Raw genomic sequence first — 20,344 nt, 5'->3', positions numbered from 1 at the left:
CGTACTTGCTGTCGCCAGCCTAGCTTGTCGCATAGCCGTAATAGCCGGAATAGCGGTAATCAGCCGTCTTGCCTTCCAAACAGTTGAGCGAGGTCATGATCACGGCTCCATCGCTGATCGACTCTTCCAGCTGTTCGAAAGCAGTGCGGACATCGGCCTGCCGGGCAAGTCCGAACCGCACACAAAGAACCACAACGTCGGCAAACGGCGAGATGTAGCGCGCGTCGACCACCGGAACCAGCGGCGCGGAGTCCATGATGACCACGTCAAAGGACTTGCGCGCATCCATGATCAAATTGGCAAAGCCTTCGGTCTGCAGCGGTGCATCCGTCGGGATGCTGCTGCGCCGCCGTCCCATGATCAACCCCAGGTTCGACTTAGGATCGGTGCCAAAGCAGGCGGCATCCGCGTACCTATCGCCCGGAGCGGTCAGGTATTCCAGAATGCCCGATTCCGGCTCTGTCCCGATGAAGGTATGCTGGCTGGGCTTGCGCAGGTCGGCATCGACCAGAAGTGTCCGCTTGCCTGCCAGCGCGTAGGTTCGCGCCAGCGCCAGCGCGTCGGTCGATTTTCCTTCCGCGGGAATCGACGAGGTGAAAAGGATCACCCGGCCAATGCCCGGCGTTGCCGGAGACTGCCTGTCAATACTGGCGCGCAACTTGCGAAAGCTTTCTGAAAACAACGACATGGGCTCGTCTACCACCTTGTCGGCAAATGTCAGTTGCCCGCTGGCAGACGAAACCTTTGGCACCACAGCGGCGACCCGTGCCGGCACGATATTGTTCAACTGCGCCTCGGAGGTGACGCCACCGAAAAGGTATTCGTTCGACAGCGCCAGCCCCGCGCCAAGGCCAAGGCCCAGCACCAGGGCCAGTGCCAGCGCCAGTTCCGTATTCGGGTAGGATTTCTGCTGCGGCGACAGCGCCTGCGACACAACGCGCGCATCCGCCACCTGCACCAGTGCCTGCGTCTGCACATCGCGCAGGCGGGTCAACAGGGTGTCGTATTGCCGCTGGGCGATTTGCGCATCCTGCTGCAGTCCATAAATGTCGGCGAGTGTCTCCGGCGTCAGGGTCGAGCCCAGCACCTCGTCGCGGATCGACTTGGTGATCTCGGCTGTCGAATCTTTCTCGGATTGGACGGTCTTTTCCAGTTGCGAGATCGTCTGCTGACCGGCCTGCGTCAGCTGCCTGTTGATGTCCGCCAATCCTGCCGCGATATCGATCGCCGCCGCGCTGCCCGGCTCTGCCCCTGCCAATTGCTGCTCGAATGTCCGCTTTTGCTGGGCCAGCTTGGCAATCGTCTCGTCCTGAACCTGGCTGGCCAGCTTGTCCCAGTCCCCACTCTGAAGCGCGGTTCGAGCCAAGTCTGCGGCCTGGCTATCTTTCGCGATCTGGCTGTTGGCAGTCTGCAATTCTGTGCGCAATTCGGCGATTTTGGTCGAGCCGGTTTCGGCCTGCAACTGATCAAGGTGATTCTGGATATAGCTTGTCAGCGCCCCATCGGAGGCGGCAAGCTTCTGCCGGGCCTGCTGCAGTTGCCCCTGCAACACGCCACCTGCCGCGAGCGATGAATCGACCTTCGACGATACCTGATCGGCCAGATATGTCTTGGCATGTTCGTTGGCTAGCCTCGCCGCACGGTCAGGGCTTTCGGAGGTCACAGAAACCGAGATCAGGTAGGTCAGGCCCATCCGACGAACCGATAACGCGCTTTCGAACCTTTGAAGGGCGGCTTGCAGAACTGCATCGCCCTCGGGCGCTGGCGGCGGCGCAAAGCCAAGGGCCATCTTGATCTTGTCAAATGTGCCCAGCGACGGCCCGAATTCATCAGTCAGGTAAAGCTTGCTGTCTCGGATCGTCTTCAAAGCGAGGCTGTCGGATTTCAGGATCTCGACCTCGCTCTCGATCTTGGCGCTATCCGAATTTGAGTTGGGCATTGTCGCGTCGGGCGCCAGCAGGTTCTTTCCCGCCGGATCGATTATTAGCAGGGTAGTGGCCGTGTAGAGCGGCGTCGCCTGCGCCAGATAGATCAGCGCCGCGCCAAGAACGATGCCGATTGTCAAAAGCATTAGCCGAAGCTGTCTGCGGAAAATACCGAAAATATCGAGGGCATTAAATGCCTCGACTTGATTATCTTTCATTCGATCATTCCGCAATTGATGACTCTCATTCTCTTTACTGGGTCGCAAATTCACATTGCATTCGTTAACCAGACGCCTTTCAAAGGATCGTTGCGGACCCGTCAGCGCCACTCAATTTCAAGGTAGTCAGACATCCGCTTTGATATGCGCCGGTATCGACGTTGATGCGCCCGGGCAGAAATTCGGGCGCCGCGACGATGAAATGGCCATGGACCAATCGGCTTTGGCCGGGACCGGGCCGATCACCCGGGTCCGCCCCCCACAGGATCCTGTCGGCAGATTGTCTTGCCGGCGGCAGCGCGAAATCATAACCGGCATGGGCAAGGTACGTGTCACCCACCAGCAGGCCCAGCGGCAACCCCTCCAGAAAGGCCCGATGTCCCGGTGGCAGGACGGCGTTCATATCGCGCGCGATCGCCCGAAGCTGCGCACGCGACGGCGCGTCCATGCCCGGATCCACACCGTAGGAGCGGAGCGTTTCGGCCCCACCGAATGCGATCCAACGACCGTTGACCGCCGGATCATCCAGAAAGCGAAGGAACATATCCTCGTGGTTGCCGCAGATGGTCAGGCGGGTGAACCCGGCGGGCGCAGGGCCAGCAAGATGATCGATCACCGCCGCGCTGTCCGGCCCCCGATCAATCACATCGCCGAGTGCCACGATCAGCTTCTGGCCGGGCAGGTCCGCCCCATCAACAAAGATCTTGTCCTCGGCGGCGCGCAGCAGGTCGATACAGCCATGAATATCGCCTAGCGCATAGATCGCCGTCGGGGCCGCCTCCAGACTGAGAAACCGGCGTGGCTTTTCGAGCTTGCCCGCCGCCGCCGACCGGGCCCCGAAGAACCCCATCACGCCTCGCCCTCACCATGGCCGAAGCGCACCACACCCAACGCCATTATCGCGAGAAACAGGTAGACGTTGCCGGCCATTTCAAGGCTGAAATCCACCGTTGAATGCACTGCTACCGTGATAACAACTCCGCAGGCGGCGGCCGATGCCGCGAAGGAATGGGTACGCCTGCGCAGGTTGCCGAAAGCCTGCGCACCCATCGCGCCCACGACCAGCAACGGCAATGTGCCGCCGACCAGCCCAAGTTCCACCCAGTTGGTCAGGTAGGTGCTATGAGCCCGGTCCCAGACCAGATCAGGCGTCAGCGTGGCACGATGGTAAAGCTCGAAGGCCAACGGAAAACTGTCGAAGCCGAAACCGGACAGCCAGCGCTGGGTGATCACCGGCAGGACCTGCCGGTAAAGCTCGGCCCGCCCATCGCTTTCGGCGCCGCTCGTCAATGCCCGCAAGACCACATCCTGCCCGCCGAACGCGAAGAGCAGCAGGCCCAGCCCAACGACCAGCACCGCCAAATGCAATAGCGTTCGGCACGGCGGCACGCCCGCCTTGATGTCGAGCAAAAAGTAGGTAACCGCCGCCCCCAGAAACGAAGCGAAAATGCCCATGCGAGAGGCCGTGGCGATCAGCGTGACCGCGATGACGGTCATCACGATGCCCAGAAATAACAACTCGATCTTGCGCGGTGTCAGGCTGTTGCGAGCACCCGGAACGCGCGTTTGCGCTGCCGCCGTGACCTGCCGCATCACCGCAATGCCAAGGCAAAGGCCCATGCCAAGGAAGGTCGCGTAAGAATTGCGGTTCACGAAGACCCCGGTCGCGAAGCCCAGATAGGCGGTCTTGTCGCCCAAAAGCGCTTGGTCGCCCAGTGGACCAAAAAGGGCCAGCCCGAGGACCGCATGCAGCCCCACCCCGAAAAACAAGACCATCAATAGTCGTGATTGCCGACGCGCATTGCGCGTAACGCCAAGAAAGGTGGCGAAAAAAGCCGCATAGCCTGCCCAGCGAACCGCGCCCAGCCATGTCGCCCCTTCGGTCAGCGTAAAGCCACGGGGCCGCACCGCGGCAGGAAGGCTGCCCCAACTCCATCCGCCAAGCGGGGCCAATTGCAGCAGGATGACAACCAGCACCAGTGCGCCCGGAACCGCGATCCAAGGATGCTGGCGCAGTGGATGACGGCGCTTCGGGGCCAGTTGCCATGTCAGGCCCAGATGCACCAACAGCAACAGACCTGACAGGAAGCTCAGCACCAGCCAGGCCAATGGCGCGTTGCCGCCACGCGGGACCGCTGCAAGGATGGCCAGCGCGGCAAGGCACCAGCCAATGCCGGAATTGAGCCGGCTTGCTGCGCGTAAGGACGATGCGCTGCGCTTTTCTTCCAGTGCCACCTCTTCGAAGTTGAGCGGCGCAGACTGGCCGGCGCGACCCTCTGTCGAAAGTGTGCCGAAAGCGATCATAACCCCGCCTCCGACATGCGGCGCTGGCGCATCAGCGCAAGGAAGGCGCGCTGGTCGCGCCCGTCCTGTTCCTCCATCGTCTGGGTAAACCACGCCTGCCATGCCGGATAACGCAGATAGAGATCGACCAACGCGGGGCGATAGGAATTGCTTTTTAGAAGCTTGCGCACATCCGCGGCATCAATAGAGTCCGGCGTGTCACCGCCGGGCCGGTAAAAGAAAAAGCTGGCCGCCAGACGACGAACCGTAATCCAGTTCTCGTTTGCGGCGAATTGCGCCGACATGCGGCGAGACACCCCGGCTTCTTTCCTTTCTTCCAATGTCATCAATGAAACGGCGCGTGCGAGGTGCGCGATTGCCATCGTCGGATTGTCGCGCAAAACCAAATTGGCGCGCGTCAGACAGGTCGTCGCGGCAATGGTCCGGTTCGCCTGTGGGCTCAACATCGCTTCCAGCGTCACCTGCGCGGCCTCGCACATTTGCATCTGGGCAAGGGCGGCGGGGATAGATCGCGCCTTTGCCAGAGCGTCAGCACCGGGCACGGACAGGCCACCGAAGCCGCGGCCCTTGTCACGCAAGGCGTTGTATTCGCCGGGTATCAAGGTGACCGCGCCGACAAGCGTCATCACCGCAAGAAGGGCAAGTACGATCCGTGCCACTGGCCCTCCCAAACCAATCCCATCCGCTGCGCAGGTCCGGTCCAAGGCGTTGTCAACAAGCGCCCATTCCGCCCGAGGATGCGGTTTTTCAGCGTCGGGCCGATTGCAGTTCACACCACGGAGCAATGAGCGTGCAACGCCCTCATAATTCAGACAAACACCAGATTGGTTATCAATTTCTTAACGAAACGGATGCAGTTTGACGCAAGTGCTGTGCAGCGGTCCCAATCTTGGCGTCGGTGCGCGGGACAAGATTCGAATTCTTTCTACAGGACAGTTTGCCATGAAGAATCTTGCGGTTGCGGCGGTCATCAGCGCCTCTGGCGTCATCACCATCCCGACGCTGGCATGGGCCGACTATGACACGGGTGCGATCAACGCGATCATTGCCAGTGCCTATGCCCAATGCGGCATCGAGCCGACCGGTTGCGCGGCCCAGATTCAGGCGGCGCTAAACACCTACCTCGCTGCCAACCCGCAGGCAGACCCGGCTGGCGTCAACTACATGGTCGGCCAACTTGCCAATGTGGCAATCCGGGTTGCGGCCGCGCACCCTGACGTCCGCGACCTGCTTGCCCGCGAAGTAAGTTCACTTGCAACCGCCAGCACCGATCCGATGCAGAAGCAGGCCCTCCAATCGACCTCGACATTGATCAGTTCCGGGTCAATGCAGCAACTGGCGACCGTGGCCGCCGCAATCAGGGTCGCCAGCCCAAGCGGCTGACCAAGACCAGCGCCGCCGGATTGGTCAATCGCCGCGCAAACCCCGGCAAATTGTCCATCCTTTCGCCCGGAAATGTTCGGTCCTTCCCTTCCGCACTGCACGGACGAACTCCAATGTTACAGGCAGTTACGTCCCTCGCCGCCCTGATCACGCGATCAAGACGTCAGCAGGTCCATCGCTGCGCGATGACCGGCCGACAGCGCACCCTCGATCAAGCCGGGACTGACCTCCGACATTTCCGAAACGGCGAAACGCAGGCGACCGTCAAGGTGGCGTGCCCGAAGAACAGGTGGACCAATCTCGGGGTGCTCTGGCGGTCCTGCAAGGTCGAAATCCGTGGCGATCCAGCGGTTCGTGGCCCAGTCCTGCACCACAAGGTCAAGCGGGTCCGCTGCAGCCTCGCCAAAGCACTCCACAAGCTGGGACAGGATCGCGCGCCGAAGACCTTCGGGACCTTGAAGGCGCCTTTCCGGCGACCAGCCCACAAAACCAAAGATTGCCGCCGGGGCTCCCTCCGCACATGTATGGTCATGCGCTTCCACCAGCGGACCAAGGCGGCTGGCAATCCTGCCGGACAACCCCGCGTCCCGCCAGAACGGGCGCTCGTAAAGCGCGACCGCCTTGGCATGGCTTGCCATCCAGGTCGGTGTGCTCCGCATGGCGCCGATCAAGCTCTGCGGCGCCCACGGCAATTGCAGACCGCCCGCCGCGACGCGCAGCGGCACCGCTACAATCGCATGCCGCGCCACAAGCGTTTCGCCAGAGTTGAGGTGAACGGCGATATGGTCCGGACCATCGGCGAGGATCGCGGTGACCGGGGCCGATACGCGGATATGGCCTGCACCAATGCGGCGTGAGAGCGCATCGATCAGGGCGGCCGGGCCACCAACGATGCGTGCCATGCCGTCCTGTCCCGGAAGGGGTTGGCGCAGCGGCTTTGGCGCATAGCCAGTAATGACCGCATCGCCGTCATTGAACTGCTCGAACGTTTTCAGTCCAAGTTTGGCGAGCCATTCAGCCACCACGGGTTGATACTTCGGCCAGACCCACGTCGGACCAAGATCAGCAACCGAACGGTTTGTGGCCGGGTCGCGCAGGGCCTGAATGCGGCCGCCGATCCGGCTGTCTGCTTCAACAACCTGAACGCTGGCCCCCGCCTCGGCAAGCGTTGCCGCCGCGGTCAGGCCCGACAGGCCGGCGCCGATGATAACGATGTCCAAGATCGACCCCCGACCGTTTCGCAGAACTCGCGACTTCACGCGCGTCACATAGAGCCGACCAGAGCATTGGAAACGCTGCTGACCATCTTCATGCCAGTTCTTGCCAAGCTCAAGGTTCCACCCATGATCGCTCTTGGCCCAGAACGGCGCCGACATCCAGCGCGTCGCCCAGTTTAGAGAACGGCCCGACGGGGCGGATCATCACGAAAGGTCAACCTTAGACGCCAGCTGTGACAATGCCGCCTGCAAGGCCGAATTCGCTCCAGCTTACCCGGAAATCTTGACGGCTCGGTGATTGGTCAGCGGGAACTCGCGGGCCCTGCACGATTCAGGTCGCCCGAAATCGCTGCCAAGAGATGCCAAATGGGCGGACCCGTTCCGCGACACTGCGGTCCGGTCCGTCACACCAGATGGCACCTTTTCAAAGCCCGCGCGCGGTGCCCAGATCGCTCAGCACGCCCACCATCCGGTCGAGCGCGGCATCCCATTCGCCCTCGTCGCGGGCATAGCAGACGCGGAAATGCGCGTTGCAGTCGGGGCCAAACTGGTAGCCGGGGCTGACCAGCACACCTGCATCCACCAGCAGCCGCTCGGCCACGGCATAGGCGCTCATGCCCAGCGCGCCGACATCGGGCCAGGCATAGGCGGTGCCCTGCCCCAGGTTCAGCTTCAGCCAGGGCAGGCGGCGCAAGTGCCGTTCGGTCATCGCGCGCAGCGCCGTCAAGTCGCGAATGCGCGCGGCAACCCAAGGCCCGTCCTCGGCCAGCCAGTGGGCCAGCAGGGTCTGGGCATAGGCCGGCGCGCGCAACGCGGTGATCGACAGCACGTCCTCGATGGCGGGCGACAGCGCGGGCGGGGCCACCACGACGCCCAGCCGGTAGCCACTCAGCGACTCCGTCTTGCTCGGCCCCAGCAGGGTGACGGTGCGCCTCGCCATGCCGGGCAGCGCGGCGAGATGATGGTAGGGCGTGCCGTCATGCAAAAGGCGCGCGTAAAGCTCGTCCACAAGCACGGTCGCGTCGGCGGCGATGGCCAGCCGCGCGATCTCGGCCAGCGTTTCGGCGGAAAAGACGGCGCCGGTGGGGTTGTTGGGGTGCGAAAAGACGAACAGCCGCGCGCCCCCGGCAAAGGCCGCGGCCAGCGCCGCCATGTCTGGGCCCGGCCCGGCATTGCCGCCCGCCAGCAGAGGCACATGGGTGATGTCGGCGCCAAGGAATGACAGGATACGCCCGGAGAAGAGGTAGTCGGGCGTGGCCAGCGCCACCTTGTCCTCTGCCCCGACCAGCGCCGACAACGTGGCGAACAGCCCCGCTTGCGTGCCGGGCACCAGCACGATGTTCTCGTCGGCGTGCAGGTCCATGCCCATCAAGCCCGAAACGTTGCGCGCCACGGCCTCGCGCACGGGCAGATGGCCGCGATAGGGGCTATAGGCCATTGCCCCGTCGCGCTGCGCGGCATCGAAGACATCGGCGGCCCATGGTGGCGGCGGAAAGCGCACGGTGTCGAAATGGGTGGTGTCCAGAAACCCTTCGGGCGCCTGCGCGATCAACGCGAGGTCGGCCGCGCGGGCCGAGGCATGATCGGCGCCGGGGCTGCCGGGAATGCGCAGCCGGGTGATCTGGTCGGGGTCGTCAAAGGCCATCGGGTGGTCTCCTCAAGGGGTCACAGACGCGGCTCGAGCGCATCACGCAGCCCCTCGCCCACGAAGTTCACGGCCAGCACCGTGCAGAAGATGCACAGGCCAGGCGGGATCGCCAGCCACGGCGCGATGCCCAGCCATGCGCTGGCGGCGTTGAGCAGGTTGCCCCATGTCGGAACCGGCGGCAGGATGCCGAAGCCGAGGAACGACAGCCCCGATTCCATCATGATCGAGGTGCCCACCGCCAGCGTCGCGGCGACGCTGATCGGCCCCACGGCATTGGGCAGGATATGGCGGAACATCAGCCGCGCGCCGCCTGCGCCCAGCGCGCGCGCCGCCTCGACATATTCCCGTTCGCGCAAGGCCAGGAACTGGGCGCGCACCAGCCGCGCCGTGCCCATCCAGATCAGCCCGCCGACGATGCCGATCAGCAGCACCGGGCTGGGCCGGAAGAAGGTGGACAGAAGCAGCACGAGCGGCAGCGTGGGGATCGACAGCATGACGTCGGTAAACCGCATCAGCACGATGTCGACAAGGCCGCGATAGAACCCCGAGACCGCGCCGATCGCGGTGCCCAGCACGGTCGAGATGACCGCGCCCAGCAGGCCCACGCCCAGCGACACGCGGCCGCCATAGACCAGCCGGGTCAGCGCATCGCGGCCCAGCTCGTCGGTGCCCAGCCAGTGCTGCGCCGACATCGCGCCGGGGCTGCCGATGAAGTTAAAGTCCTGACCGTCGTAAGTGTAAGGCAGGAAGAAAGGCGCGAAGACCACGATCAGCCCCATCGCCACAAGGAAGACCAGCCCGCCCATGGCCATCCGGTGGCGGCGGAAGCGGGCCACGGCCTGCCCCAGCGGACGGCGCGCGCGCGGCGGCGCAAGCGAGGGAGAGATGTCAACCATGGCGGATCCGGGGGTCGAGCGCGGCATAGATGATGTCGGCGATGATATTGGCCATGACCACTCCGAAAGAGCCCATCATCATCAGCCCCATCAGCATCGGGTAATCGCGCCCGTTCATGCTTTCGACGAAAAGCCGCCCGATGCCGGGCCAGGCAAAGACCGTCTCGGTGATGACAGCGCCCGAGATGATGGTGACGAAATCGATGGCGATCACCGTGACAGCGGGGATCATCGCGTTGCGCAGCGCGTGGGCGATAACCACGCCCCATTCCCGCCGCCCCTTGGCATAGGCGGTGCGGATGTAGTCCTGCGCCAGCACGTCGACCATGCCGGAACGGATGTAGCGGCTCCAGCTGGCGATGGTGGCCAGCGACAGCACGGTGACCGGCATGGCAAGGTGTTGCAGCCGGTCGATGAGTGAGCCGTCGCCGATCGATTTCATTCCCGCAGAGGGCAGGATGCCCAGCCAGACCGAAAAGACCAGTTGCAGCAGCAGCGCCGACCAGAACACCGGCAGCGAGATGCCGGCAAAGCTGAGAAACGTCAGAGCGGTATCCAGCCGGCTGCCGCGCCGGGCCGCGCAATACGTCCCCAGCGGCAGCGCCACGATCAGCGAGATGCCCATTGCCATGCCGCCCAGTTGCAGCGTCGGCCCCAACCGCGCGAGGATCTCGCCCAGAACACCCCGCCCAGTGCGGATCGACAGGCCCCAGTCGCCGGTGACCATCGCCTTGAGCCAGAGCAGGTATTGCTCGGGCACCGGCTTATCGAGACCAAAGCGCGTGATGATCTGTTGCAACGCCTCGGGGCTGACCGAGGGGTTGTCGGCATAGACATCCGTCGGCCCGCCGGGCGCGAGATGAATGATCGCGAACAGGATCAGCGAGATGCCCAGAAGCAGCGGTATTGCCCCTGCCAGCCGTTTGATGAGGAAAGTCAGGCTCACGTCAGCGCCCTGTCATGGGGGGTGTCGTCAAGAAAGGCTGCTGCGGGCCCAAGGCGGCCCGCAGCAAAAGGTTCCGGCAGTCGGGCCTCAGCCCTCCATATACCATTCGGCAGTGTGCACGAAGTTGGTCATGTTGGTGGGGTTCGGCACGAAGTTCATCAGCTTCTTGACCTTGGCGATGACCGCGACGTTGGTGGTCAGCGGGATCGTCGGCAGGTCTTCGGCGATGATGTGCTGCATCTCGGACGAGGACTGTTTGCGCACGGCCGGATCGAGCGAGTGTTCCAGCGTGTCGAACACCGCGTCGAGTTTCGGGTTGGAATAGGCCTGTCCGTTATTGGGGCCGTCGGTGCCGTAAAACACCGAATAGACCGGGTCGGCCGAGGTGATCCAGCGGCCATAGATCAGGTCGTAGTTGCCCTTGTAGCGCGCCTCGCGATAGGCGACGCCGGCCTGGTTGTCGGGCACCAGCTCGATCCCCACGGCCTTCATCTGGGCCATGATGATCTGCTGCACGTTCTCGTCGTCCGACAGGCCCGCCGAGACCACGAACTTGAACGACAGGCGCTGGCCGCCCTTGGCGCGCACGCCGTCGCCGCCCATCGTATAACCTGCATCGTCAAGGATCTTGGCGGCCTTGGCGGGGTCGAGGTCATAGCTGGGCGTGGTGTCGTCATAAAGCGCGAAGACCGGCACCACGACCGACTTGATCGCCTCGGGGAAGCCGCCCTGCGCCTTGATCAGGACCGAGCGGTCGATCGTGTGGGCGAAGGCCTGCCGCACGGCAAGGTCGGCCAGCAGCGGGTTGCGGAAGTTGAAATCCACGTGCTGCCAGCTGAGCAGCGGCCCCTTGATGATCTCCATGCCGGGGATCATCGCGATCTGCGCGGCCTGGTTGTAGGGCGTGCGGACGATCATGTCGATCTCGCCCGATTTCAGCTGCGTGATCATCGTGTTGGTGTCGGGCAGCATGTAGAAGATGATCTCGTCGAGATAGGGCAGCTGGTCGCCGTTGGCGGCCTTGTCCCAGTAGTTGGGGTTGCGCTTGCAGACCACGTACTGGCCCTGCTGGAACTCGGTCGCCATGAAGGGGCCGGTGCCGACGGGGGTCTGATTGTAGGACGAGGTGTTCAGGTCGGTGCCTTCGAGAAGGTGCTTGGGCATGATGCCGAAGGTGAAGAGCGTCGATTTGAAGTCCGGAGAGACCTTGTTGTAGTGACAGATTGCTGTCAGATCGTCGGGCGTTTCGATGCTGTCGATATCGGCAGTGCCGTCCTTGGATTCAGCGATGAACGCCGGATCCTTGACCGCTTCCCAAGTGTATTTCACGTCCGCCGAGGTGAAAGGCTTGCCGTCATGCCATGTCACGCCGGGGCGCAGTTTGTAGGTGACGGTCATCGTCTTCTTGTCGTCGCTCAGCACGATGCCGCCGTTTTCCAGCGTCGGCACTTCCAGCGCGAGGACCGGCACGTAGTCGGCCTTGTCGTTGGGGGCGACGAGGCCCTCGACGATGGTGGCCTGCGCATCGCCCAGATAGCCCGTCGAATAGACGTTCATCGTGTCGATCTCGTAGGACAGGCCCACGCGAAGCGTGCCGCCATATCCGGAGGCGTCCGCAGTTGTCGCGCGCAGGGTCGCGAGCGTGGCCGCACCGGCCACGGCGCCTTGCAGCATGGTGCGTCGGGTCATCTTCATGGTCATAGGGGTCTCCTTGTCGGGTCTTGCTGGGTTGAGGGGGAGGTCTTCAGTAGCCTGCCGTTCTGTCGACGACATTCAGCATGGGAGTTCCGGCCATGTGCCGGCGGATGTTGGCGACCATCTCGGCCACGGCGATATCCATGTGGGTCGGCGCCGCGACATGCGGCGAGACGAGGATTTTCGGGTGGGTCCAGAACGGATGCTCTGGCGGCAGCGGTTCGGTCCGGAACACGTCCAGCGCCGCACCGCTCAGGTGCCCACTGTCCAGCGCTGCGATCAGGTCGTCGTCCACGACGTGCCCGCCCCGCGCCCCGTTGACGAGGAACGCGCCCGGCGCCAACCGCGCCAGCAGCCCGGCGTCGATCAGGTCGCGCGTGTCGGGCGTCAGCGGCAGCAGGTTGACCAGCACGTCTGCCCCCGTCACCGCCTCGGCCAGGTGGTCATGGGCAAAGGCCGCCGCGCCGTCGATGGCCCGGCCCGACCGGCTCCAGACCCGCGTCTGAAACCCGAAGCGCAGGAGGTGGTCGGCAACCGGCCCGCCCAGCGCGCCCGCGCCCAGCACGGTGACGACGCGTTCGCGCGCCAGTTTCTCGGCCTTGGGCGCCCAGCGCCGCTGCGGCTGCTCGTCCCGGTAGGCAAGGATGTTGCGATGCCAGCCCAGCACATGGGCCAGCACCCATTCGGCCATTCCCGCGGCCAGCCCTTCGTCGACGAGGCGCACGATGGGAATGTCCTGCGGCACCTCGCCGCTGGCCAGCAGATGCTCGATCCCGGCATTGAGGCTGAGGACCACCTGCAGCCCCGGCACCGACCGCACGACGCCCGGATCGGGCCGTCCGACGACGATGTAGGGCACGGGCCGGTCATCACCCGGCGCAAGGTCTGTCAGCACCTCGAACTCTGGCAGGGCGGCCCGGAAAAGGCGGGCCATTCCGGCCCTGTCACCCTTGGATGCGATGAAGATGCGGCTCATGTCTGGCCTCCTTCGCATGAGCCTATGCGGGCACAAAACGCCAGCAACGGGCCAAAAAGTTCCAATTGCCCACAGAAATTGTCATGGGTTCTCATCTTGAGGCCAGGTCGATCTCGTCCGCGCGCAGGCAGGCGACGCTGTGGCCCGGCGCAACCTCGCGCAAGGCCGGAACGGCCTCGGCGCAGGCCGGCATGGCGAAGGGACAGCGGGTGCGAAAAACGCAGCCCGACGGCGGCGCAAGCGGGCTGGGAATGTCGCCCGTCAGCACGATCCGCTCGCGCTGTCCGCCCGGTGCGGCCACCGGCGCGGCATCGAGCAGCGCGCGCGTGTAGGGGTGGCGCGGCCGGGTATAAAGCGGGCCGACCGGCGCGGTCTCCATCACCCGGCCGAGGTAGAGAACCAGCACGCGGTTGCACAGATACTCGATCACCGAAAGGTCGTGGCCGATGAACAGCAGCGACAGGCCGAGGTCGCGTCGCAGGTCCGACAGCAGGTTGACGATCTGCGCCTGGATCGAGACATCCAGCGCCGAAACCGGCTCGTCCGCCACGATGAAGCCGGGACCGACCGACAGCGCGCGGGCAATGCCGATGCGCTGGCGCTGGCCACCGGAAAACTCATGCGGGAAACGGTCGGCCGCCCAGCCGGGCAACCCGACGCGCTCGAGCAGCGCGGTGATGCGCGCGCCGCGGTCGGCGCGGCTGCCCACGCCGTGCAGCATCAGCGCCTCGCCCAGGATGTCGCGCACGCTCATCCGCGGGTTCAGGCTGGCATAGGGGTCCTGGAAGATGATCTGCATCTTGCTGCGCAGCGCCCGCAACTCGGCCGGCCCGGCCGCCGTCACGTCCTGCCCGTCATAGCGCACGACGCCGCCCGTGGGCTCGACCAGCCGCAGGATGGACCGGCCCAGCGTCGTCTTGCCCGAGCCGCTTTCCCCGACCAGCCCCAGCACCTCGCCTTTCTCAAGGGTGAAGGACACGTCCTCGACCGCGCGCACCGTCGCGCCGGGCTTCCACAGGGTCTTGCCCACGGGGAAGTGGACCTTCAGCCCTTCGACCTCCAGCAGCGGTCCGCTCATAGCTCGCTCCATCTCAGACAGCGGGTCTGGTGGCCGGGGCCGACCTCCTGAAGGCCGGGCACAGCGGCGCGGCAGGCGTCGGTCACATGAGCGCAGCGCGGGCCGAAATCGCAGCCCGGCGGCGGGTGGCGCGGGTCCACCATCGAACCCGGGATCGCGACCAGCCGGTCGACGACACCCGCCGCGCGCGCCGCGTGGTCCACCCGCGGCAGGCTGGCCAGCAGGCCGCGCGTGTAGGGATGGGCGGGCGCGGTGAAGATCGTGTCGCGCGGGGCCGCCTCGACAATGCGACCGCCATACATGACAGCGACGGTATCGGCGATTTCCGCCACCACGCCGAGGTTGTGGGTGATAAAGAGAATACCCATGCCACGCTCGGCCTGCAGCCGCTTCAGCAGGGCCAGGATCTGGAGTTGCACGGTGGAATCGAGCGCCGTCGTGGGTTCGTCCGCGATCAGCAGCACCGGGTCGCAGACCAACGCCATCGCGATCATCACGCGCTGGCGCATCCCTCCCGACAATTCATGCGGAAAGGCCCGCGCGCGTGCCACCGGATCGGGGATTTCCACCTGCGCCAGCGCCTCGACGGCCAGGTCCCAGGCCGCGCGACGGCCGATGGCGCGGTGCAAGCGCGCGGCCTCGGCCACCTGCGCGCCGATCCGGTAGGACGGGTTGAGCGAGGTCATCGGCTCCTGAAAGATCATCGCGATGTCGCGTCCACGGATGCGGCTCATCTCGTCCTGGTCGAGCTGCGCAAGGTCGCGACGGGTGCCATCGGCCCCGGTAAACATGATCTGCCCCGCGGCGATGCGCCCCACCCGTTCGGGGATCAGCCGCATCACCGACAGCGATGTCACCGACTTGCCCGAGCCGCTTTCGCCGACCAGCGCCACCGTCTCGCCCTTGGCGATGGACAGGTCCACTCCCTTGACCGCGGTCAACGGGCCATTCTCGGTGCGGAACTCGGTCACCAGACCGGCGATGTCGAGAAGTGCTGTCATGCGCGCAATTGCCCTGCGCGGGTCATTTCATCGGCGACGAGGGACAGCGGCACATGTCCGAAGCTGATCAACCGGTCGTGGAAATCCGCCGTGCTGCCCTGCCAGCGGCGGCGCAGCGCGCGGATGCCCTCGACACCCAGCCAATAGGTCGCGCGCGAGGCCGGAAACATCGAATTGCGCACCACCTCGGCCTGCACGCGGGCCGGGGCAAAGCCTGCCTCCTCGGCATAGAACCGCGCCGCCTCGGCCTGCGACCAGCGGCCGGAATGCAGGTTCACGTCGACCAGCACCGAGGCCGCGTTGCGCCGCTCGAAGGATTTCAGCAGCAGCACCTCGGCGGGGGTGTAGAACCCCTCGGCCTCGATCAGCAAGTCCTCGACATGGCAGGCCCAGCCCTCGATCAGCGTCAGCGCGCCCTGAAAGGCAATGCCCATCGCGCAATCGGTCCCGGCGATGCGGCCCAGACGCGAGGGCACGCGGCGCGCGGCGGCGTTCTGGGTGTGGTGGCCGATGCTGCCGTGGTGAACGGCGTGGATCGTCTTGACCATCGCAGTGGAATGGGCGGACAGGTCCGCGCCCGGCCGCGCCACCCAGTAGACGCTGCCCTGCCCCGGGATCAGCCCCGGCGGCGAGCGGTAGAACAGGAAATATGTGGCCCCGGCCAGTTTCGCGGCCCAATCGGGAAACACCCGGTAATCAAGGCCATAGGCACGCTCCGGCGTGACTAGCCCGGCATCCTCGGCCGCGTCGCGAGCCGCGGCATCAAGCGCGCGGTAATGGTCCAGAACCGCGTCGGGAGTCTTCGGCCCGATCTGCGACAACGCTGCGATCTGGTCCTGCCACGGCGTTTCGGGGTCGATGGCGCGGGCCATGGCGACAAGCTCGTCGGTGTTGCGGGCGAAGGCCGCATGCGCCGCCTCGACCGCCTCGTCGGGGGTGATGTCCAGCATGTGCTGGGTCTTGAATAGAAAGGCCAGGTGCGCGGCCCCGCAGGCCGGGTCGGCATCGGGCAGACCGTCCAGCGCGGCGACGAAACTGTCAAAGGCCGTGGCGGCCGCCGCACAGCGCCAGCCCGCGTGAAAGCCCGGGTGCAACGCGATATCGCTGCGCAGGAAATCGGCCAGCGCCGCGGCCTCGGCCCGCGCGCGGGCGACCCAGCCCGCGGGCACCGCGCGTCCGGCAAGTTCCGCCGCCCCCGCCTGCAGGAAGGCCGGGATGGCCGCGATGCGGGCGCCGATCGCTTCGCGCCGCCAGGGTTCGGATTGTGGCAGTAGCAGCGAGATCAGGCCAAAGGCCGCCTCGCCGGTATACCAGGCCGGGTTGTGCTGGCGCGGGCGGGCGGAAAGGTTAGCGCGCTCGACCTCGAGGTCCGACAGCAGCACCGACCGGTCATGTGGGTGCAGCCCCTCGGCCGCCGCCACCCGCGTCGCCAGCGCCGCGTTCTCGTCCCGCTCGGCGGCGATCAGGTCCGGCCCGACGGGCGGCAGCCGGTCATCATGGCCGGGCGCGCCCATGAAGGTGGCATCCACCGGACGCCACCGGAACCGGTGCGCGAGGTAGGCATCGACCACGTCCTCCATCATGCCCCCACGTCGACCCAGCGGCGTTCGGCATGGGCAAGGATGAAGGCATCAACGATTTCCTGGCTCTTGGCCCCGTCGAAGAAGGTGCATTCCTGCGGCCGGTCATGCAGGATTTCATCGACGAAGAAGCGCACGAGATTGCGGTAGTAAAGTTCGGGCCAGTCGGTGTTCAGCGTCGTGCCCGGCGGCAGCGAGGATTGCGGCAGGTCGACCTTGACGAATTCCACCGCCTCGGCCTTGGCGAAATGCAGCGTCTCGGCCACGCCGAATTCGGAAATCAGCCGCGCGACGGCCGCCCCTTTCGAGCCGTAAACGCGGATTTCCACACCCGGGTAGTTGCCCACCGCGATATAGCTGGTCTGCAACAGGCCCTGCGCGCCGCCGGCGTATTCGATCAGGCCCACCGCGCCATCCTCGATCAGGATGTGCTGGCGGCCGGGTTCGCCGCGCACCACGCGTTCGGGGATGAAGTTCTTCATGCTGGCCGCGACCGATCCGAACTCGCCCCCCAGCCAGCGCATCAGGTCGATCAAGTGCGAGCCGTAGCCGATGATCGAGGACGGGATCAGCTTGTCGCGCACCGCGTCCGGGGCCACCTGCCGCAACGGAAAATCGGGGTCGAGCCATTGCGAGTTCTGCTCGAAGCCGTGGATGTGAAAGATCTCGCCCAGCGTGCCATCCTCGATCCACGCCTTGATCTGCCGGATCGCGGGGGAATAGCGGAAGGTAAAGCCCAGCTTGGTGCGCACGCCCGCGGCCTCGGCCCGTGCGGCGGCGTCGAAGGCGGGTGCGGCCAACGTGTGCAGCGGCTTTTCCGACAGCACGTGCTTGCGCGCCGCAATCGCCTTCAGGCTCAGCGGCAGGTGCGTGTGGGTGGGCGTGCAGACATCCACCATTTGCACCTCGGGATCGGCGATCAGCGCGTCGGCATCGGTATAGACCTTGCGCGCGCCAAATTTCTGCGCCGCCGCCCGCGCGCGCCCCTCGTCGATGTCGCAGACCGCGACAAGGTCCACGCCTACATGCGCGGCATAGCCGGGCAGATGCGCCTTGTCGGCCCAGGCATGCGTGCCGATCACGCCGGCGCCAAGTTTCTTTTCGCTCATGGCAGGGTCTTTCCGCATTCGGCCACGTAGGCCTCGAGTTCATCGTAATTGTGGAAGCCGAGGGCGCGCTTGCCCTCCTCGATCTCGTAAATCATCTCGAAAAGCTTCGCGTTCAGCCGGGTATCGGCGCCCACGGCCTTGCCGAAGTCGATCAGCTTGCCCGAGGAAGAGCGTGTCTCGGACGGGCGCTTGCGATAGACGATATCCCACCAGATGCCCGAGCCCTTCTTCTTGAAATTATGGGTCGGCTTGGTGTCCTGGTCCTTCTTCAGAAGCCAGATCGCGTGATTGATGTTGTCGAGCAGCTTGCGCGTGTCGGCGGCGGTCTTCACCCGGTAATTGGCCGGATCGAAGAAGTCGAAGGCCTGCACGTCGATGCCGTTGGCATCGGCAATTTCCAGCGCCTCCTTGACCACGGCCCCGGCGATGCGGGCATAGCGTTCGACCCCCAGCGTCTCGCGAATGCGGGCGTCGACCAGCGCCGAAAAAACGACCTGGCTGGCATAGACCTCCTTGGCCCAGATCTGGCCCCAGATATGATCGGAATACTGCACCTCGGTCAGCGCCGACAGCGCCTCGCCCAGCTCCTTGAGGCGGGGCGACATGGTGCCGTCCATCTCGCCCAGCTGGATCGGGCCTTCGTGGACGAACTCGATATGGCCGGGATCGACCAGCGCGCCGCCGTAGTTGGGGATCGAGCCCATGACCATGGCGTCGCCCGGCAGACCGGCGGCATTCAGCGCGGCGATCAGGTCGGGCTCGTTGAAGCCGTTCTGGAATGAGACGACCAGCGTTTCTGGCGTCAGCAGCGGGATGATCTCCTGCACCGCCTCGACCGCGTGCTGCGACTTGGTGGCGATCAGCACGGTGCCGAGCGGCGCCGTCAGTTGCGCGGGCGTCGCCGCCTTGACCGGCACAGTCAGCTCGCCGCGCACACCGTCGATAACCATGCCGTTGGCGTTCAACGCCTCCACATGTTCGGCCCAGCGGTCGACTAGAGTGACATCATGGCCCGCGCGGGTCATCCATGCCCCGGCCAACCCGCCAATCGCACCTGCGCCGATGATCGTGATCTTCATGGTCCGTCCTCCCTCAAGCCGCGAACATCGAAAGGCTTTCGGGGCTTTGCGCGCGCCCGAACAGCGCCACAAGGAACGCCTCGCGGGTGTCCGGCGTCACCCGTTCGCGCACCTTGCGCACCGCCTCGTTGCCGGCCCAATAGGAGGCGATGAAGGGCCCCCGGAAAGGATGCGCCGCCATCCGCAGCCGGCCACGCACCCATGCTTCCTGCCCCATGGCCACGTCGCGCAGATAAGCGGCTGTATCCTCGGCGGGCTGACCCTCGACCATGTAGGCCCAGGCGGCGTTGGTCTGCGCCGCCGAACGCAGGCGACGCAACTGCTGGTAGATGCGATCATCAGCATCCTCGACCCAGTCGATCAGGTGAATGCCTTGGTCGCCGATGCCCTCCTGCACGCAGCCGGTGATCGCGTTGGTGGTGATCAGCAGCGCGTCCAGCGTCGAGCGCCCGGCATCCACCTCGGCGCGGGTATAAAGCAGCTGGGTGGAGTGGCCCGGAAAGACTTCGTGGCAAACCAGGTGCTTGAGCGCCGCACGCGAATAGGCGAGGTCGGTGTTGAGGTCCATCTGCCCTTCGTTGAAGTTGCACCGCGCCGAATAGGGCACGCCCGAGACCGGGTTCAGCACCATCGTGTAGTCGCCGGTATCAAAGATCATCTCGTTGGTGCGGCGGCGGGCCTCGTCCATCAGCTCGCCGAAGACTCCGACCAGCTTGTCGGCGTCGACGGCGCGGTCGGCTTCCCAGGCCTGCACGCGGTCGTTCAGGCTGCCACGGACGAAGCCCTCCTGCGTCAACAACTGGTCGAGCGCGTCGCGCGCGCCCTCGATCACCGCCTCGGATTCGCGGCCCGCGGGCGCGCCGACAAGGTCTGTCACCTTCTCGGCAAAGGTCGGGCTGCCGCCGGAAAAGATCCGCACCGCCACCTTCAGCGAGGCGACCATGCCGGTCAGGAACACCTGCCGCTCACCCGGCGGCAAGGCGCCAACCTCCTTCTCGAGGTCGCGCAGGTCCGATTGCACCACTTCCCAGCTTTCATAAGCGCGTGGCGCGACCAGATCGGCCCCCATGTAGATCGGGACAAGGCCCTCACCGTCCAGCAGGCTGCGCCCGTCATTCACGCGCCGCTCGAAACGGTCGATTCCCATCGTGATTGCCGTCAGTTCGCGGCCGATCTTGCTCAATCCCATCGTCTTCCTCGCCTCTACTTCGGACGGGGCGCCGCATGTAACGCCCCTCATTCGTCGCTATCACAAGGCCCATTGTCCTTCCTCTCAAGCGGCGTAAACA

General features: G+C 65.1%; 17 protein-coding genes. 1 reads left to right on the top strand and 16 read right to left on the bottom strand.

The window, feature by feature from the left end; genetic code table 11:
- Positions 1 to 19 precede the first annotated feature (19 nt).
- From GC146_RS00375 to GC146_RS00360, 4 genes are all read right to left on the bottom strand, one after another.
- Complete coding sequence (locus tag GC146_RS00375; RefSeq protein ID WP_291832689.1) at positions 20 to 2,143, bottom strand: Wzz/FepE/Etk N-terminal domain-containing protein; 2,124 nt, start codon at positions 2,141 to 2,143, stop codon at positions 20 to 22.
- A gap of 79 nt (positions 2,144 to 2,222) precedes the next feature.
- Positions 2,223 to 2,993, bottom strand: a complete 771-nt coding sequence (locus tag GC146_RS00370) for a metallophosphoesterase (protein ID WP_291832686.1) — start codon at positions 2,991 to 2,993, stop codon at positions 2,223 to 2,225.
- The gene (locus GC146_RS00365; protein ID WP_291832683.1) at positions 2,993 to 4,447 is read right to left on the bottom strand and encodes an O-antigen ligase family protein; all 1,455 of its coding nucleotides are present in this window, start codon (positions 4,445 to 4,447) and stop codon (positions 2,993 to 2,995) included. Before GC146_RS00365 ends, GC146_RS00370 begins: the two co-directional genes overlap by 1 nt.
- Positions 4,444 to 5,073 (bottom strand): hypothetical protein, encoded by a 630-nt coding sequence (locus GC146_RS00360; RefSeq protein ID WP_291832680.1) that lies wholly within the window; start codon positions 5,071 to 5,073, stop codon positions 4,444 to 4,446. The genes GC146_RS00365 and GC146_RS00360 overlap by 4 nt, the downstream gene beginning before the upstream one ends.
- A gap of 316 nt (positions 5,074 to 5,389) precedes the next feature.
- Between GC146_RS00360 and GC146_RS00355 the strand changes: the two genes are divergently transcribed.
- Positions 5,390 to 5,830 carry a hypothetical protein gene (locus tag GC146_RS00355; protein WP_291832677.1) on the top strand — a complete coding sequence of 147 codons (441 nt, stop codon included), beginning with the start codon at positions 5,390 to 5,392 and terminating at the stop codon, positions 5,828 to 5,830.
- Between the two features lie 155 nt (positions 5,831 to 5,985).
- Here GC146_RS00355 and GC146_RS00350 read toward each other — a convergent pair whose 3' ends face one another.
- The 12 genes from GC146_RS00350 to GC146_RS00295 all read right to left on the bottom strand — a co-directional run bounded on the left by GC146_RS00350 (position 5,986) and on the right by GC146_RS00295 (position 20,244).
- On the bottom strand, positions 5,986 to 7,206 hold the full coding sequence (locus GC146_RS00350; protein ID WP_291832674.1) for an NAD(P)/FAD-dependent oxidoreductase: 1,221 nt from the start codon (positions 7,204 to 7,206) through the stop codon (positions 5,986 to 5,988).
- Between the two features lie 265 nt (positions 7,207 to 7,471).
- Positions 7,472 to 8,692, bottom strand: a complete 1,221-nt coding sequence (locus GC146_RS00345) for an aminotransferase class I/II-fold pyridoxal phosphate-dependent enzyme (protein WP_291832671.1) — start codon at positions 8,690 to 8,692, stop codon at positions 7,472 to 7,474.
- Positions 8,693 to 8,712: 20 nt separating this feature from the next.
- A complete protein-coding gene (locus GC146_RS00340) occupies positions 8,713 to 9,591 on the bottom strand; it encodes an ABC transporter permease (protein WP_291832668.1) in 879 nt (292 codons plus the stop codon).
- A complete protein-coding gene (locus GC146_RS00335) occupies positions 9,584 to 10,537 on the bottom strand; it encodes an ABC transporter permease (RefSeq protein ID WP_291832665.1) in 954 nt (317 codons plus the stop codon). The genes GC146_RS00340 and GC146_RS00335 overlap by 8 nt, the downstream gene beginning before the upstream one ends.
- Before the next feature lie 87 nt (positions 10,538 to 10,624).
- Positions 10,625 to 12,238 (bottom strand): peptide ABC transporter substrate-binding protein, encoded by a 1,614-nt coding sequence (locus GC146_RS00330; protein WP_291832663.1) that lies wholly within the window; start codon positions 12,236 to 12,238, stop codon positions 10,625 to 10,627.
- A 43-nt stretch (positions 12,239 to 12,281) separates the two neighbouring features.
- Positions 12,282 to 13,208, bottom strand: a complete 927-nt coding sequence (locus GC146_RS00325) for a glyoxylate/hydroxypyruvate reductase A (RefSeq protein WP_291832660.1) — start codon at positions 13,206 to 13,208, stop codon at positions 12,282 to 12,284.
- A gap of 91 nt (positions 13,209 to 13,299) precedes the next feature.
- Positions 13,300 to 14,286, bottom strand: a complete 987-nt coding sequence (locus GC146_RS00320; RefSeq protein ID WP_291832657.1) for an oligopeptide/dipeptide ABC transporter ATP-binding protein — start codon at positions 14,284 to 14,286, stop codon at positions 13,300 to 13,302.
- A complete protein-coding gene (locus GC146_RS00315; RefSeq protein ID WP_291832655.1) occupies positions 14,283 to 15,287 on the bottom strand; it encodes an ABC transporter ATP-binding protein in 1,005 nt (334 codons plus the stop codon). The genes GC146_RS00320 and GC146_RS00315 overlap by 4 nt, the downstream gene beginning before the upstream one ends.
- Positions 15,284 to 16,870: a DUF885 family protein gene (locus GC146_RS00310; RefSeq protein WP_291832652.1), complete on the bottom strand. Its 1,587-nt coding sequence runs from the start codon at positions 16,868 to 16,870 to the stop codon at positions 15,284 to 15,286. The genes GC146_RS00315 and GC146_RS00310 overlap by 4 nt, the downstream gene beginning before the upstream one ends.
- A complete protein-coding gene (locus GC146_RS00305) occupies positions 16,867 to 17,976 on the bottom strand; it encodes a Gfo/Idh/MocA family oxidoreductase (protein WP_291832649.1) in 1,110 nt (369 codons plus the stop codon). The genes GC146_RS00310 and GC146_RS00305 overlap by 4 nt, the downstream gene beginning before the upstream one ends.
- Positions 17,973 to 19,055, bottom strand: a complete 1,083-nt coding sequence (locus GC146_RS00300; RefSeq protein WP_291832646.1) for a 2-dehydropantoate 2-reductase N-terminal domain-containing protein — start codon at positions 19,053 to 19,055, stop codon at positions 17,973 to 17,975. Before GC146_RS00300 ends, GC146_RS00305 begins: the two co-directional genes overlap by 4 nt.
- Positions 19,056 to 19,068: 13 nt before the next feature.
- Positions 19,069 to 20,244: a hypothetical protein gene (locus tag GC146_RS00295; RefSeq protein WP_291832643.1), complete on the bottom strand. Its 1,176-nt coding sequence runs from the start codon at positions 20,242 to 20,244 to the stop codon at positions 19,069 to 19,071.
- Between the last annotated feature and the right edge of the window lie 100 nt (positions 20,245 to 20,344).

This window comes from Limimaricola sp., assembly GCF_016125575.1.
In the GTDB taxonomy this organism is placed as follows: Bacteria; Pseudomonadota; Alphaproteobacteria; order Rhodobacterales; family Rhodobacteraceae; genus WGLM01.
The sequence above is the reverse complement of the archived record's forward strand: the minus strand, read 5'-3'. Positions and strand labels throughout refer to the sequence as shown.